This window comes from Pseudomonas sp. Pso3, from assembly GCF_055393275.1.
Genome location: NZ_AP043687.1, coordinates 2,850,423 through 2,864,782 on the forward strand (window position 1 = coordinate 2,850,423; position 14,360 = coordinate 2,864,782).

Consider the following 14,360-nt stretch of genomic DNA (forward strand, 5'->3'; position numbering starts at 1 on the left):
GGTCATGGTTTGGCTTCCTGGGTAAAGACGGAGGCATCGGCCAGGGCGGCCACGTCGACCGGTTTGGGCAGCACCTGGAGTTCGCTGAACAGATCGGCCACCTGCTGCACCGCGGCGACGTCCGCTGGCTGCACCGGGCGCAGGCCACGGGAGGTGCGGGTGGAAATGGCTACCGCAGCGCCTTCCGGCAGCCGCGTCAGCTCGGCATAGACCCGCGCATAGTCCTGCGGATGGGCGACCGCCCAGGCCCGCGCCTGAGCCAGGCGCCCGGCGAAATCGGCGATGGCGGCGCGCTTGGCCGGGTCCTCCAGCGACGCCGGGGTGGCGGTGAGAAAGCCCAGCGCGGTGGTCAGCCCCTGGCCATCGCGCAGCAGCCGGGCGCCGTGCTGCTCGGCGATGCCGAGATAGGGATCGAAGGTCGCCCAGGCGTCGATCTGCCCGGCATTGAAGGCGGCACTGGCGTCGGTGGGCAGCACGAACTTGACCGTAATGTCCTCACGCTTGAGCCCGGCCTCTTCCAGGGCGGCATACAGCAGGTGCTGGGAGATGCTGCCCTTGGCCGAGGACACCACCACGGTGCGCCCCTTGAGATCCCTCACCGAACGGATCGGCGAGTCCTTCTGCACCAGCAGGCCGTTGGCCTGGGGGTAGCCGACATTGGTGGCGATGAGCTTGAGCGGCACGCCGCCGGACGCGGCCATCAGCACCGGCAGGTCACCGGCATAGGAGGTATCCACCGCGCCGACGCGCTGGGCCTCGAACAGTGGTGCGGCGCCCTGGAAGTTGGCCCAGCGATACTGGTAAGGCGCGCCTTCGAGGGTGCCGGCGGCTTCCATCATGGCGCGCAGACCGCGGGCCTGGTCGCCCAGTACCAGGGTCACGCCGGAGAGATCCGGCGCGGCCTGGGCCTGCCCCAGCAGCAAGGCCAGGCCAAGGGTGGCGAGCAGTCGCTTCATTGCGCGTACTCCCGGCCTTCGTGACGCTCCAGTTGGCGCACCGCCGCCTCCCAGTGACGGACATGGGCGCCGCGCGCCAGATTGCCGGGGATGAGGTCGCTGACCTTCTGCGCGACGGCGTCCGCAGCGATAACCAGCTCGGCGCCACCGCTCTGGGCCGCCAGTTGCGCGGCGCAGGAGCGCTCCAGGTAATAGAGGTGCCAGAAGGCCTCCTCCAGACTCGCGCCCACGGTGAGCAGGCCATGGTTGCAGAGGATCATCGCCGGGTGCGTCCCGAGGTCGGCCACCAGCCGACTCTGCTCGTCCAGATCCAGGGCCACGCCCTCGTAGCCGTGATAGGCCAGGCGGCCGAAGAACCTCATGGCGTGCTGGGAAAGCATCAGCAGGCCGCCGCGCTGGGCGGAGACACCGATGCCGGCGGCGGTGTGGGTGTGCAGCACCGCATGGAGTTCCGGCTGGGCACGGTGGATGGCGCTGTGGATTACGTAGCCAGCCGGATTGATGCCCAGTCCGGTGGGGTCGAGGACGATCTCGCCATCGATGTCCACCTTCACCAGCGAAGAGGCGGTGATCTCGTCGAAGGTCTGGCCGAAGGGATTGATCAGGAAGTGCGCCTCCGGGCCTGGCACCCGCAGCGAGAAGTGGGTGTAGATGTGGTCGGTCCAGCGTTCGCGGGCAGCCAGCCGATAGGCGGCGGCGAGTTTGACCCGCGCCTCCCATTCGGCGGCGGACACCTGGGCGCGGACGCTGGCGAGGGCGTTGTGGAAGGCGGTCATGCGGCGGCTCCGGAAGCAGAAGAGGCGCCAGGGCGACGGGCGTTGCCCTGGTCTGCTTAGAACCTAACGTTGTGACTCGCCGAGACGGAAATATCGATTGCGCATAACCTAATATGCACAGAATGGATAACCTAAACAGCAAGTTATGCTAATAATGGTTTTCAGCACAGAACCAATCGATCTAAGGTGCTGGGCGCCGGCCTTGCTTTAATGGCCGTCATCGCCCACCCGGCTTACTCGTGGAGCCCTCCATGACCCTTAGGCTCGACCGCCTGCGCCTGTTCCTGCATGACCTCGCCACCCTGGTCGACGAACACCCTGCCGAGCCGCAGCTGCTGCAGCGCGGCGCCGCCCTGCTCGGTGAACTGGTCCGCCATGACGACTGGCTGCCCGAGGACTGCGCCCTGCCCCGCCCCGAGCGCTATAGCCAGTACCTGCTCTATGCCGATGCCCGCCAGCGCTTCTCGGTGGTGAGCTTCGTCTGGGGGCCGGGCCAGGCCACGCCGGTGCATGACCACCGCACCTGGGGCCTGATCGGCATGCTGCGCGGCGCCGAGACCGCTCAGGGCTTCGCCCGCGATCCCGCCGGCCGCCTGCAGCCGGAAGGCGCTCCCGTGCGCCTGGAGCCGGGCCAGGTGGAAGCGGTCTCGCCGCGGGTGGGCGACATCCACCAGGTCAGCAACGCCTATGCCGACCGCACCTCCATCAGCATCCACGTCTATGGCGGCAACATCGGCGCCGTGCGCCGCGCCGTCTATGCCGCCGATGGCCAGGAAAAGCCCTTCATCTCCGGCTACACCAATCGCCAGCTGCCCAACCTGTGGGACCTGTCCCAGGAGACCGCCACACCATGACCGCCATCCGCACCGCCGAGGACATCCGCCAGGCCCTCCTCGCCGGCACCGAAGTCGCCCTGCTCGACGTCCGCGAAGAAGACCCCTTCGCTGCCGGCCACCCGCTGTGGGCCGCCAATCTGCCGCTGTCGCGCCTGGAACTGGAGGCCTGGTCGCGGCTGCCACGGCGCGATGTGGCCATCACCCTCTATGACAATGGCGAAGGCCTGGCGGAACGCGCGGCCGAACGCCTGCACGCCCTGGGCTACACCGACGTAGCCCTGCTCGAGGGCGGCCTGGCGGGCTGGCGCGCCAGCGGCGGCGAGCTCTTCATCGACGTCAACGTGCCGAGCAAGGCCTTCGGCGAACTGGTGGAAGCCCGGCGCCATACCCCCTCGCTACCCGCCGAGGAGGTCAAGGCGCTGCTGGATCAGGACGCCGACCTGGTGATCCTCGATGCGCGCCGCTTCGAGGAATACCAGACCATGAGCATTCCCGGTGGCGTCAGCGTGCCGGGCGCCGAGCTGGTGCTGCGGGTGGCCGAGCTGGCACCCGATCCGCGGACCCGGGTCATCGTCAACTGCGCCGGCCGTACCCGCAGCCTGATCGGCGCCCAGTCGCTGATCAACGCCGGCATTCCCAATCCGGTGGCCGCCCTGCGCAACGGCACCATCGGCTGGACGCTGGCCGGCCAGACCCTGGAACACGGCCAGCAACGCCGCTTCGGTGCGGTGAGTCCGGCGACCCGAGCGACCGCCGCGACCCGCGCGCGTCAGGTCGCCGATCGCGCCGGTGTCGCCCGGCTGGCCTTCAGCGAACTGAACGCCTGGTGCACCGAGGCGCGGCGGACGAACTACCTGATCGATGTGCGCACCCCCGAGGAATTCGCCGCCGGCCACCTCCCTGGCGCCCGCTCGACGCCGGGTGGCCAGCTGGTCCAGGAGACCGATCACAGCGCCCCGGTACGCGGTGCCCGCCTGGCCCTGGTGGACGACGACGGCGTGCGCGCCAACATGAGCGCCTCCTGGCTGGCGCAGATGGGCTGGGAGGTGGTGGTGGTCGACGCCATCCCGGCCAACGCCCTGAGCGCCACCGGTCCCTGGCAGCCGCCCGCCCCCGTCCCCGGGCCGGTGGAGCGCATCTCGGTGACGCGCCTGCAGGAATTGCTGGCGGAGCCCGGCACCCTGGTGGTGGATGTCACCGCCAGCGCCAACTATGTCCAGAGACACATCCCGGGCGCCGCCTGGGTGCTGCGCGCCGATCTGCCGGCAGCGCTGCCACCGGCCGAGCGCTATGTCTTCACCTGCGGCAGTGGCCAACTGGCCGCCTTCGCCGCCGTCGATGTCCAGGCCGTTACAAACCGGCCGGTCCTGCTGCTGGAGGGCGGTACCGCGGCCTGGTTGGCTGCCGGTCTGCCGGTGGAAGGCGGCGAAACACGGCTGCTGTCGACCCGGCGCGATCGCTACCGGCGCCCCTATGAAGGCACCGATGCCCCGCGCGCGGCCATGCAGGCCTACCTGGACTGGGAATTCGGCCTGGTCGAGCAGTTGCGGCGCGATGGCACCAGTGGCTTCCGGGTGATCTAGCCGCTGCTCCGCACGAAGGCCGCCACCCAGGCCGCCGTTTCCACCAGTGCCTGGGTCTGGCTCAGGCCGCTGCTCTTGAGCGGCTTGAGATCGTGGTCGGCGGTGGCGATCCACTGCACCTCGAGCGTGGGCGCCAGGGCATAGCCGGCCACCTCCGCGCGGGTGCCCAGGGCATCCCGCTCGCCCTGGACGATCAGCGTCGGCGTGGCCAGGGTCGCCAGGTGCTCGGTGCGCAGCCGCTCCGGCTTGCCGGCCGGATGGAAGGGATAGCCCAGGCAGACGAGGCCCGTCGCGCCCAGTTCGTCGGCCAGCAGACTGGCCATCCGCCCGCCCATGGACTTGCCCGCCAGCCATAACGGACCGCTCTCTGCCGCGCGCCAGGTGGCGACCATGGCCCGCCAGTGCTCCAGCAGGACCGGCGCCGGATTCGGCGGGCGGCGCCGGCCTTCGGCGCGGGCCCGCGCCATGTAGGGAAAGTCGAATCTCAGGGTGCGGATGTCGCGCCGCGCCAGTGCCTCGGCCAGCTGCTCCATGAAGGGGCTGTCCATCCCTGCCCCCGCCCCATGGGCCAGCAACAGGGTCGCCAGCGGCGGACCCGCGGGTCGGCATTCGCGAAAGCTGTCGAGGTACAACTCGTCTGCCATGGGCTACTCCTCGTCCAAACACCAAAGCTTAACCGGCTATCCATTGATCTGGATCAATAAAGCGCAGGCCGCGCCCCTCACACTGGGCACCTCGAAACCATTGGAGCCCGGCATGACAGCCGCCCTCGTCTGGGACGCCGACCTCATCGCCCGCTACGATCGCGCCGGCCCCCGCTACACCTCCTATCCCACGGCCGTGCAATTCCACGACGGCATCGGTCCCTTCGACCTGCTCGGCGCCCTGCGCCTGAGTCGCCAGGCCGGACGCCCGCTGTCGCTCTACCTGCACGTGCCCTTCTGCGCCAACATCTGCTACTACTGCGCCTGCAACAAGGTCATCACCAAGGACCGCAGCCGCAGCGTCGCCTACCTCCAGGCCCTGCGTCAGGAGATGGCCCTCACCAGCCGGCACCTGGACGGCGGGCAGCGGGTGGAACAGCTGCACCTCGGCGGCGGCACCCCGACCTTTCTCAATCCCATGCAGCTGCGCGAGCTGATGGCCGACCTGCGCCGGCACTTCACCCTGGCCGACGGCGACCGGGGCGACTACTCCATCGAGATCGATCCGCGCGAAGCCGACTGGAGCACCATGGGGCTGCTCCGCGAGCTGGGTTTTAACCGCGTCAGCTTCGGCGTCCAGGACCTCGACCTGCAGGTGCAGCTGGCGATCAATCGCCTGCAGCCCTTCGACGACACCCGCACCCTGGTGGAGGCCGCCCGCGCCCTCGACTATCGCTCCATCAACCTGGACCTCATCTACGGCTTGCCGCGGCAGACCCCGGCCAGCTTCGCCCACACCGTGGAGCGGGTGCTGGAATTGCAGCCGCATCGCCTGTCGGTGTTCAACTACGCCCATCTGCCGCAGCGCTTTCCGCCGCAACGGCGCATCGAAGCCAGCGAACTGCCGGACCCCGCGGCCAAGCTGGAGATGCTGCAGCGAACCGTGGAACAGCTGCTGGCCGCCGGCTATCGCTACATCGGCATGGACCACTTCGCCCTGCCCGACGACGACCTGGCCATCGCCCAGGAAGACGGCACCCTGCAGCGCAACTTTCAGGGCTACACCACCCACGGCCACTGCGACCTGCTGGGCCTCGGCGTCTCCGCCATCAGCCAGGTCGGCGAGGTGCTCTGCCAGAACACCCCCGATCTCGCCCGCTACCAGGACCGCCTGGGCCAGGGCGAACTGGCGGTGGCCCGCGGCCTGCGCCGTTCGCGGGACGACCGCATCCGCGGCGCGGTGATCGCCCAGCTGATCTGCCATTTCCAGCTGGATTTCGCCGCCATCGAGCGCAGCTGCGAGCTGGATTTCCGCCAGTACTTCGCCGACGCCTGGCCGCACCTCGAGGCCATGGCCGCCGACGGCCTGATCCGCCTCGATGCGCGCGGCCTGCAGGTGCTGGCGCCGGGCCGCCTGCTGATCCGCGCCCTGTGCATGCTGTTCGATCGCTATCTGCCGGGCCATGACAACCAGCGCTTTTCCCGGGTGATATGACCCATGCCTGCCACGACTGCTAAAGTTAGACTTTTGGAACCAAACGAGAAGCGACCCTCCCCCATGACCGAGCCCCTCAAGCTGCGCAACGCCCAGGCCCATTGCAAGGATTGCAGCCTCGCCTCGCTGTGCCTGCCGCTGTCGCTCGATCTGAAAGACCTGGACGCCCTCGACCAGATCGTCAAGCGCGGCCGGCCGCTGGCCAAGGGTGACCACCTGTTCCGCCAGGGCGATACCTTCGGCTCGGTCTATGCGGTGCGTTCCGGCGCCCTGCGCACCAGCAGCCTGAGCGATGCCGGCGAGGAGCAGATCACCGGCTTCCACCTGCCCAGCGAACTGGTCGGCCTGTCGGGCATGGACACCGAGCGCTATCCGGTCTCGGCCCGGGCGCTGGAGACCACCACCGTCTGCGAGATCCCCTTCGAGCGCCTGGACGAACTCTCCGAGCAGCTGCCGCAACTGCGCCGCCAGCTGTTGCGGGTGATGAGCCGGGAGATCCGCGATGACCAGCAGATGATGGTGCTCTTGTCGAAGAAGAGCGCCGACGAGCGCATCGCCACCTTCCTGGTCAATCTCTCCGCGCGCTTCCATGCCCGCGGCTTCTCCGCCCAGCAATTCCGCCTGAGCATGTCGCGCAACGAGATCGGCAACTTCCTCGGCCTGGCGGTGGAAACCGTGTCGCGCGTCTTCACCCGCTTCCAGCAGAGCGGAGTGCTGGCGGCGGAAGGCAAGGAGGTGCGCATCCTCGATTCCGCCCGCCTCTGCGCCCTGGCCGGCGGTCAGCTGGAAGGTTGAGGCCAGAGGTCCTGCCTGAGTGGCAGGACCCCGAGCCCCTAGAAGCTGTAGCTGACCGTCGCGGTCACGTTGCGCTCCTCGCCGAAGTAGCAGAAGTCCAGGCTGTAGCAGGACGCCACATAGTCCTTGCCCAGCACGTTGTTGGCATTGACCCGTGCCGTGAGCCCCGGCAGTCCCAGGCGGGTGAAGTCATAGGCGAGCATGGCGTCCACCAGGGTGTAGGCCGGTACCTTGCGCGTATTGGCCTTGTCCGCCCAGCTGGTGCCCACGTAGCGGGCACCGGCGCCGACGCTGAAGCCCGCCAGGGGCCCCGCCAGTTCGTATTGCCCCCACAGCGAAGCCTGGTGCCGCGGCGCCTGATTCGGCGTATTGCCCTGGGTGCCGTCCAGCGCCTGGGTGTACTTGATATCGGTGAAGGTGTAGCTGCCCAGCAGCTTGAGCCGCTCGGCCAGTTGCAGATGGCCCTCCAGCTCCAGGCCCCGGGAGCGGATCTCGCCCACCGAGGAATAGAAATCTTCCTGGGGCAGCTTGGTCGCCACGTTTTCCTGGGTGATGTGGAACAGCGAGGCGGTGTAGAAGCTGGCGCTGCCCGGCGGCTGGTATTTCAGGCCCAGCTCCCACTGCTTGCCCTCGGTGGGCTCCAGCGGATTGCCTGCGGCATCGTTGTAGGCATTGGGATTGAAGGAGGTGGAATAGCTCAGGTAGGGCGCCAGGCCGTTGTCGAACAGATAGAGCGCCCCGGCGCGCCCGCTGGCCTGGCCGCGGCGCGCGCTGCTGCGGGTACCCGCCTGGCGATCCTCGATGCCGATCTCCACCCAGTCCTGGCGCAGACCGAGCGAAAAGCGCCAGCGATCCAGTTCGATCAGATCCTGCAGGTAGACACCGGTCTGCTCCAGTTCGCGGCGGTATTCGCTGCCCGGGTAAACGGTCACCTGGCCACCGTAGCTGGGCTCGAAGGCGTCCAGCGGATCCGCCGTGCCACTGGGCCAGTCGACGTGGGTCCAGCGGCGCTGGTAGTCCAGGCCGGCCAGCAGGGTATGGCGACTGCCCGCCCAGTCGAAGTCCGCCTGCACCAGGTTGTCCAGGGTATAGGCGTGCAGATTCTCGCGGCCGCCGGAGTAGTAGCGATTGAGCAGGTCGCTGCTGCCGACATAGCCGTAGCCATAGACCTGCTCCAGCTCGACCCGCGACTTGGCATAGCGGAAATTCTGCCGCGCGCTCCAGACGTCGTTGAATCTGTGCTCGAACTGATAGCCGACCATCTGCTGGGTCCGCTCGAACTTGTCGTGATCGGGCTCGCCGTCGAAGAAGTGGTTGCTGATGTAGCGGCCATTGCGGCGATAGAGGCTGCCTTCGGCGGGGACGCCACTGTGGTAGCCGCCATCCGGATCCTTTTGCAGATAGGCCTGCAGGGTCAGGGTGGTGTCGTCGCTCAGGTCGATGGCCAGACTGGGCGCCAGCGCATAGCGCTCTTCCTCCACGTGATCGAACTGGGTGTCGCTGTGCTGAGCCAGCCCCACCAGGCGATAGGCGATATGCCCCTCCTCGTCCAGCGGTCCGCCGAAATCGAAACCCGCGCCGCGCTGGCCGAGATTGCCCAGGGTGGCCTGGACCTGGTGGTAGGGCTGGTACAGCGGCTTCTTGCTGGTCAGGGCCACCAGGCCGCCCGGCAGGCTGCGGCCATAGAGCACCGAGGCCGGTCCCTTCACCACGTCGATGCGTTCGAGGAAATAGGGATCGACCTGCAGCGAGCTGAAGGTGCCGCTGTCGCCCATGGTCTTGAGGCCGTCGAGAAAGACGTTGTCGACGCTGTTGTCGGCGAAGCCGCGCATCACCACGTAGTCGTAGCGATTGGAGGCGCCGATCTGGCCAGTGAAGATCCCCGGGGTGTACCTCATGGCCTGCTGCACGGTCTTGGCGCCCTGGTCATCGATCTGTTCGCGGGTCACCACCGAGACCGACTGGGAGGTTTCCAGCAGTCCCTTGCTGGTCTTGGTAGCCACGTCGCTGTGGGTCGCCAGGTAGCCATCGGTCTCGCCCAGGGCATTGCCCAGGGCGAAGCCGGTCACCGTGGTCTCGCTGAGGGAGGTCACACCGCTCGCGGGTATGGCTTCTAGGCGATAGCTGTCATCCGCCTGGCGCACCGCCAGCAGGCCACTGCCCTGGAGGATCTGCTGGAAGCCCTCGGCCGGCGTGTAGCGACCCTGCAGGCCCGGACTGCGCCGACCTTCCAGCCCCTGGGCGGGGGCCGACAGCAGTACACCGCTCTGGGCGGCGAAGGTGCTCACCACCGTGGCCAGACTGCCCGCCTCGATGCGGTATTCCTGCGCCAGGGGCACCGCCTGGGCCAGGCCCTGGGACGTGGCCAGGCCGGTGATGCCCAGTGGCATGGCCAGGGCGAAGACGCGCAGGGCGCGGCGCAACGGATGCAGGGTGAAACGGGTTTGGCGATGCATGAGGGGCCTCGAAGCGGAGATCGTTTCCCCCAAGCCCCGCGAGCGCGCCAAAGGGGAACCGCTCGCCGCAATTTTTTTCAGGCGGGTACGATCTGCACCCACCAGGGCAGGCGTCGCTCCACCCGCACCGGCAGGCTGTCGGCCAGTGCGGCCAGGGCGCGGTCGGTGTCAGCCAGGGGATAGCTGCCCACCACCCGCAATTGCGCGACCGTGGCGGTGCAGGTCAGCAGGCCTGGGCGATAGCGCCCCAGCTCCGCCACCAGCGCCGCCAGCGACCAGTCGTCCACCACCAGCCGCCCCTGGCGCCAGAGTTGCCGCCCCGGATCGACCGGCCCCAGTGGCCGCACGGCAGTCGCGGTCATGAGAGCCCGGTGGCCCCGGGTCAGGACCTGAGCACGGGCCTGGAGTGGCGCCAGCTGCAGGGCGCCGGCATAGGCCGCGACCTCCAGCCCGTCATCACGCAACCGCACTGCGCAGCAGCCCGGACCGGGTCTTACCTGGCCGAACGCCGTGTCCAGTCGCAGCGGCGCCGCCCCGTTACGGCCTTCCAGCAGCACCTCGCCGCGCAGCAGCCGCCAGCGGTCTGCGGCCTCCTGCGCCAACCGGCTGTCGGTGTTGAGCCAGACGCGCACCCCGGCGGTCAGGTCGAAGGCACGGATCTCGCCGACCGCCGTGCTCAGGGTGGCGCCCTCCCTCAACCGCCAGTCGTCCGGCCGCGCCCAGCCCAGGGCCAGTCCGCCCACCGCCAGACCCAGCACCTTGAGCGCCCGCCGCCGGCCCAGGGACTCGCGCCGCGCCAGGGCCAGGCGCCCGGACGGCGGCAGACCGGTGAAGCGCGCACTGATTTCCTCCACCCGCGCCCAGGCCACCGCGTGGCGGCTATCCGCCTGTAGCCAGCGCTCCCAGGCCCGCTCGGTGGCCGGATCCACCTCGTCGGCAGCCAGTTCGGCGAACCAGTCCGCCGCTTCCGCCAGAGGTCCGCCACCGCCAGGCGTCAGCGCACTCAAGACACCAGTTCCAGGCAGTGCAGCATGGCCTGGGCCATGTACTTCTTGACCATCCGCTCCGACACGCCCAGGCGCTCGGCGATGACGGCATAGGTGAGGCCATCCAGTTGCGCCAGCAGAAAGGCCTGGCGCACCCGAGCAGGCAGGCGGTCGAGCAGCGCATCGAGTTCGGTCAGGGTTTCCAGGATCAGCGCCTGGGCTTCCGGTGAGGGCTGCACGGCCTGCGGTCGGGCCGCGAGCGCGTCGCGATAGGCGCGCTCCACGGCCTGGCGCCGCCAGTGGTTGGCCAGTAGGCCCTGGGCGACGGTCGCGAGAAAGGCGCGGGGTTCGCGCAGGCGCTCCAGCTCCCCTTCCCGGGCCAGCAGCCGCACGAAGGTGTCCTGGGCCAGATCGGCCGCCTGCCCCAGGCAACCCAGCCGCCGCTGCAGCCGCTCGCGCAGCCAGCCGTGATGATCCTGGTAGAGGGTCCGGATGTGTCCATACCGGTCGGACTCGAGCGTCTGCATCACCATCCTCGGAAGCCGCTGATTTCCGATAATGATAATGCTTCTCGATCACAAGATACAGCCGTGTCCTGCGCCCGAGCTGCGCAGACGGCCAAGGTAGAGCGCTAGAGACTGATCGGCTTGCGCCCGGCGAAGGCGTGGGTCAGGGTGCCGCCATCGACCAGGTCCAGTTCGCCACCCAGGGGCACGCCATGGGCGATACGCGAGATGGTCAGGCCCTTGGGCGCCAGCAGCTGGGCAATGTAATAGGCGGTCGCCTCGCCTTCCACCGTGGGGTTGGTGGCGATGATCATTTCGGTGAAGCCGCCCTCGCTGACGCGCCGCTCGAGTTCGGGTACGCCGATGGCGTCCGGACCCAGGCCGTCGATGGGCGACAGGTGTCCCTTGAGCACGAAGTAGCGCCCGCGATAGCCGGTCTGTTCGACGGCGAAGACGTCCATGGGCCCCTCCACCACGCAGAGCAGACTGTCGTCACGCCGGGTGTCGGCGCAAAATCCGCAGATCTGGTCTTCGCTGAGGGTACGGCAGCGCTGGCAGTAACCGACCCCTTCCATGGCGGCGCTGAGGGCAGAGGCCAGGCGCTGGCCACCCTGGCGTTCGCGCTCGAGCAGTTGCAGGGCCATGCGCTGGGCGGACTTCTGGCCGACACCGGGCAGGACCCGGAGCGCATCGATCAATTGGCGAATCAGGGGACTGAAGCTCATGGACTACCGTACTGGAAGGCGGGAGAGACGGGTGCCCGCTGGACACCCGCAGCTGGAACAACCTAGAAAGGCATCTTGAAGCCGGGCGGCAGCTGCATCCCGGAGGTCATGCCGGACATCTTGTCCTGGCTGTTCTGCTCGATCTTGCGCACGGCGTCGTTCACCGCGGCGGCGATCAGGTCTTCGAGGATTTCCTTGTCTTCCTGCATCAGGCTGTCGTCCAGGCTGACGCGCTTGACGTCGTGTCGGCCGGTCATGACGACGCTGACCAGGCCGGCGCCGGATTGACCGGTCACTTCGGCGTTCGCCAGCTCTTCCTGCATCTTCTGCATCTTTTCCTGCATCTGCTGGGCCTGCTTCATCAGGCCGGCCATGCCACCTTTCATCATGTCTGCTACCTCGAACTATGAATGGAAAACCGGTCAGGCTTGGGTGTCGACCGGCTCGATGGTACCCGCGCGCACCGTGGCGGCGAACTGTTGCATCATCTGGCGGATCAACGGATCGTCCTGGATGGACTGCTCCGCCTGCCGCTGACGCTCCGCCCGGCGCCGGGCGGCGGCCTGGGCGGGCGTCTCCTGCTCGGGGGTCTGGATGGTGACCTCGAGCGTGATGGGGCGTCCCTGCTGCTGGTTCAGCGCATCGTTGAGCCGGCGCTGCTGGTTGGCGTTGAACAGGGCGCTCTGCGCCGGATCCAGGTGCAGATGCCAGCGATCGCCGTCCACCGCCACCAGGGTGCAGTTGGCCGCGATGCTGGCGGTCAACCCACCCAGCTTGAGGTCGGGGAACAGGGTCTGCCAATCGGCTGCCAGACCGGTCGCCGGCTGTACCGCCGGCGCCGGCGCCGCGGTCACCGCTTCGGCAGCCGGCTCACCCAGGCTGTCGAGATAGTCGTCCAGCCCTACCTCGTAGTAATCCTCGGCCGGCGGCGGCTCTTCGTCACCGTCCAGTTCGTCACCGGAGGTGTCCGCGGGCAATTCGGCGATCACCGTGGCCTCAGGGGTCGCCTCGACCTGGGGAGTCGGTAGCGCCCTGGGGGCGACCGGCGCACCAGCCGCTTCGACCGGAGCTTGAGCCGGAGCCGGAGCTGCAGTCGGAGCCGGAGCCGCCTTGACCGCCACGGGCGCAGGATCCTCCCAGGGGAGATCCACCGGCTCTTCTACAGGGGTGGTATTACTGGAGACAGGCGTTGCCGGCACCGGCGCAGGTGCTGCCTCGCGTGGCGACGGGCGCGCAGGCGCAGCCGCTGCCGGAACCGCCGCGGCCACCGGACGGGGGTTGGAGTCAGCCGTGGCCGGGCTGGCTCCCGTCGTCTTTAGTGCCGGTCGCTCGGCAACCACCGCACCGGCGGGCCGGAAGGCCAGCATGCGCAGCAGGACCATCTCGAAGCCGTGGCGCGGATCCGGTGCCAGCGGCAGATCGCGCCGCCCGACCAGACCCAGCTGATAGTAGTACTGGACATCTTCCGCCGGCAGCGTCTGCGCCAGGCTCAGCACCCGCTCGCGATCACCCTGGCCATTGTCCACGGCATCGGGCAGCACCTGGGCGATGGCCACGCGGTGCAGCACATTGAGCAGCTCGGCCAGCACGCCGCCCCAGTCGGGGCCCTGCTCGGCCAGATGGCGAACCGCGTCCAGCACCGCGCGACCGTCACCGTCCAGCAAGGCCTGGAGTACATCGTAGACCTGGCCATGATCGAGGGTCCCGAGCATGGCGCGCACGTCGGCGGCCAGCACCTTGCCCTCGCCAAAGGCGATCGCCTGGTCGGTCAGGCTCATGGCGTCACGCATGGAGCCATCCGCCGCGCGACCCAGCAGCCAGAGGGCATCGTCCTCGAAGGGAATGCTTTCCGCGGCGAGTACCTGCTGCAGGTGGGAGACGACCCGCTCCGGCGGCATGTTCTTCAGCGAGAACTGCAGGCAGCGCGAGAGGATGGTGACCGGCAGCTTCTGCGGATCGGTGGTGGCGAGCAGGAACTTGACGTGGGGCGGCGGCTCTTCCAGCGTCTTGAGCAGGGCATTGAAGCTGTGGGTGGAAAGCATGTGCACCTCGTCGATGAGGTACACCTTGTAGCGACCGCGGGACGGCGCGTACTGCACGTTCTCCAGCAGCTCGCGGGTGTCTTCCACCTTGGTGCGGCTGGCGGCGTCCACTTCGATGAGGTCGACAAAGCGGCCTTCATCGATCTCGCGGCACACCGAGCAGCTGCCACAGGGCGTCGAGCTGATGCCGGTCTCGCAATTCAGGCACTTGGCCAGGATCCGCGCGATGGTGGTCTTGCCCACCCCGCGGGTACCGGTGAACAGATAGGCGTGGTGCAGCCGCTCGTTGTCCAGCGCATTGATCAGCGCCTTGAGCACATGGGTCTGGCCGACCATTTCGCGGAATGACCGCGGGCGCCATTTGCGCGCAAGAACCTGGTAACTCATCGAGACCTGATCAGGAGAAGACGTGGGGGGCGCCCATGCTAACGAAGAGGGGCCGCGAATGCATCCCGCGGTGTGGCATCGGGGCGACGCCGGGCGGGCTGTGGCTACCTCCCTAGATGGAGGCAGCCTGGCGGATTTTCAAGCGATCAGGAGGGAAAACGGCGGGTAAAAAG

General features: G+C 68.3%; 13 protein-coding genes. 4 read left to right on the forward strand and 9 right to left on the reverse strand.

Annotation, left to right across the window (positions count from 1 at the left end):
* Positions 1–2: 2 nt before the first annotated feature.
* Together ACZ5R1_RS13390 and ACZ5R1_RS13395 are read right to left on the reverse strand one after the other, a co-directional pair.
* Positions 3–956 carry an ABC transporter substrate-binding protein gene (locus tag ACZ5R1_RS13390; RefSeq protein ID WP_464712385.1) on the reverse strand — a complete coding sequence of 318 codons (954 nt, stop codon included), beginning with the start codon at positions 954–956 and terminating at the stop codon, positions 3–5.
* Positions 953–1,732 carry a class II aldolase/adducin family protein gene (locus ACZ5R1_RS13395; protein WP_464712386.1) on the reverse strand — a complete coding sequence of 260 codons (780 nt, stop codon included), beginning with the start codon at positions 1,730–1,732 and terminating at the stop codon, positions 953–955. The genes ACZ5R1_RS13390 and ACZ5R1_RS13395 overlap by 4 nt, the downstream gene beginning before the upstream one ends.
* 251 nt (positions 1,733–1,983) lie before the next feature.
* On the opposite strand from ACZ5R1_RS13395, the gene ACZ5R1_RS13400 reads away from it, so the two are divergent.
* Both ACZ5R1_RS13400 and ACZ5R1_RS13405 read left to right on the forward strand, forming a co-directional pair.
* Entirely contained in the window at positions 1,984–2,586 is a 603-nt protein-coding gene (locus ACZ5R1_RS13400) for a cysteine dioxygenase family protein (protein WP_042137675.1), read from the forward strand.
* A complete protein-coding gene (locus ACZ5R1_RS13405) occupies positions 2,583–4,151 on the forward strand; it encodes a rhodanese-related sulfurtransferase (RefSeq protein WP_464712387.1) in 1,569 nt (522 codons plus the stop codon). Before ACZ5R1_RS13400 ends, ACZ5R1_RS13405 begins: the two co-directional genes overlap by 4 nt.
* Here the strand turns inward: ACZ5R1_RS13405 and ACZ5R1_RS13410 are convergent.
* Positions 4,148–4,795 carry an alpha/beta family hydrolase gene (locus ACZ5R1_RS13410; RefSeq protein ID WP_077173070.1) on the reverse strand — a complete coding sequence of 216 codons (648 nt, stop codon included), beginning with the start codon at positions 4,793–4,795 and terminating at the stop codon, positions 4,148–4,150. The two genes, ACZ5R1_RS13405 and ACZ5R1_RS13410, sit on opposite strands and share 4 nt — an antisense overlap.
* A 112-nt stretch (positions 4,796–4,907) precedes the next feature.
* On the opposite strand from ACZ5R1_RS13410, the gene hemN reads away from it, so the two are divergent.
* Together hemN and fnr are read left to right on the forward strand one after the other, a co-directional pair.
* Entirely contained in the window at positions 4,908–6,290 is a 1,383-nt protein-coding gene (gene hemN, locus ACZ5R1_RS13415; RefSeq protein WP_027597725.1) for an oxygen-independent coproporphyrinogen III oxidase, read from the forward strand.
* Between the two features lie 63 nt (positions 6,291–6,353).
* Positions 6,354–7,085, forward strand: a complete 732-nt coding sequence (gene fnr / locus ACZ5R1_RS13420; RefSeq protein ID WP_007162251.1) for a fumarate/nitrate reduction transcriptional regulator Fnr — start codon at positions 6,354–6,356, stop codon at positions 7,083–7,085.
* 38 nt (positions 7,086–7,123) lie between these two features.
* Here the strand turns inward: fnr and ACZ5R1_RS13425 are convergent, their stop codons facing one another.
* From ACZ5R1_RS13425 to dnaX, 6 genes are all read right to left on the reverse strand, one after another.
* Positions 7,124–9,541: a TonB-dependent siderophore receptor gene (locus ACZ5R1_RS13425; protein WP_464712388.1), complete on the reverse strand. Its 2,418-nt coding sequence runs from the start codon at positions 9,539–9,541 to the stop codon at positions 7,124–7,126.
* A 77-nt stretch (positions 9,542–9,618) separates the two neighbouring features.
* Entirely contained in the window at positions 9,619–10,548 is a 930-nt protein-coding gene (locus tag ACZ5R1_RS13430) for a DUF4880 domain-containing protein (RefSeq protein ID WP_464712389.1), read from the reverse strand.
* Positions 10,545–11,054: a sigma-70 family RNA polymerase sigma factor gene (locus tag ACZ5R1_RS13435; RefSeq protein WP_464712390.1), complete on the reverse strand. Its 510-nt coding sequence runs from the start codon at positions 11,052–11,054 to the stop codon at positions 10,545–10,547. Before ACZ5R1_RS13435 ends, ACZ5R1_RS13430 begins: the two co-directional genes overlap by 4 nt.
* 104 nt (positions 11,055–11,158) lie before the next feature.
* Positions 11,159–11,758, reverse strand: coding sequence for a recombination mediator RecR (recR, locus tag ACZ5R1_RS13440; RefSeq protein WP_007162247.1), 600 nt, complete (start codon positions 11,756–11,758; stop codon positions 11,159–11,161).
* 62 nt (positions 11,759–11,820) lie between these two features.
* The gene (locus tag ACZ5R1_RS13445) at positions 11,821–12,147 is read right to left on the reverse strand and encodes a YbaB/EbfC family nucleoid-associated protein (RefSeq protein WP_007162246.1); all 327 of its coding nucleotides are present in this window, start codon (positions 12,145–12,147) and stop codon (positions 11,821–11,823) included.
* 33 nt (positions 12,148–12,180) lie between these two features.
* The gene (gene dnaX, locus ACZ5R1_RS13450) at positions 12,181–14,187 is read right to left on the reverse strand and encodes a DNA polymerase III subunit gamma/tau (RefSeq protein WP_464712391.1); all 2,007 of its coding nucleotides are present in this window, start codon (positions 14,185–14,187) and stop codon (positions 12,181–12,183) included.
* Positions 14,188–14,360 lie beyond the last annotated feature (173 nt).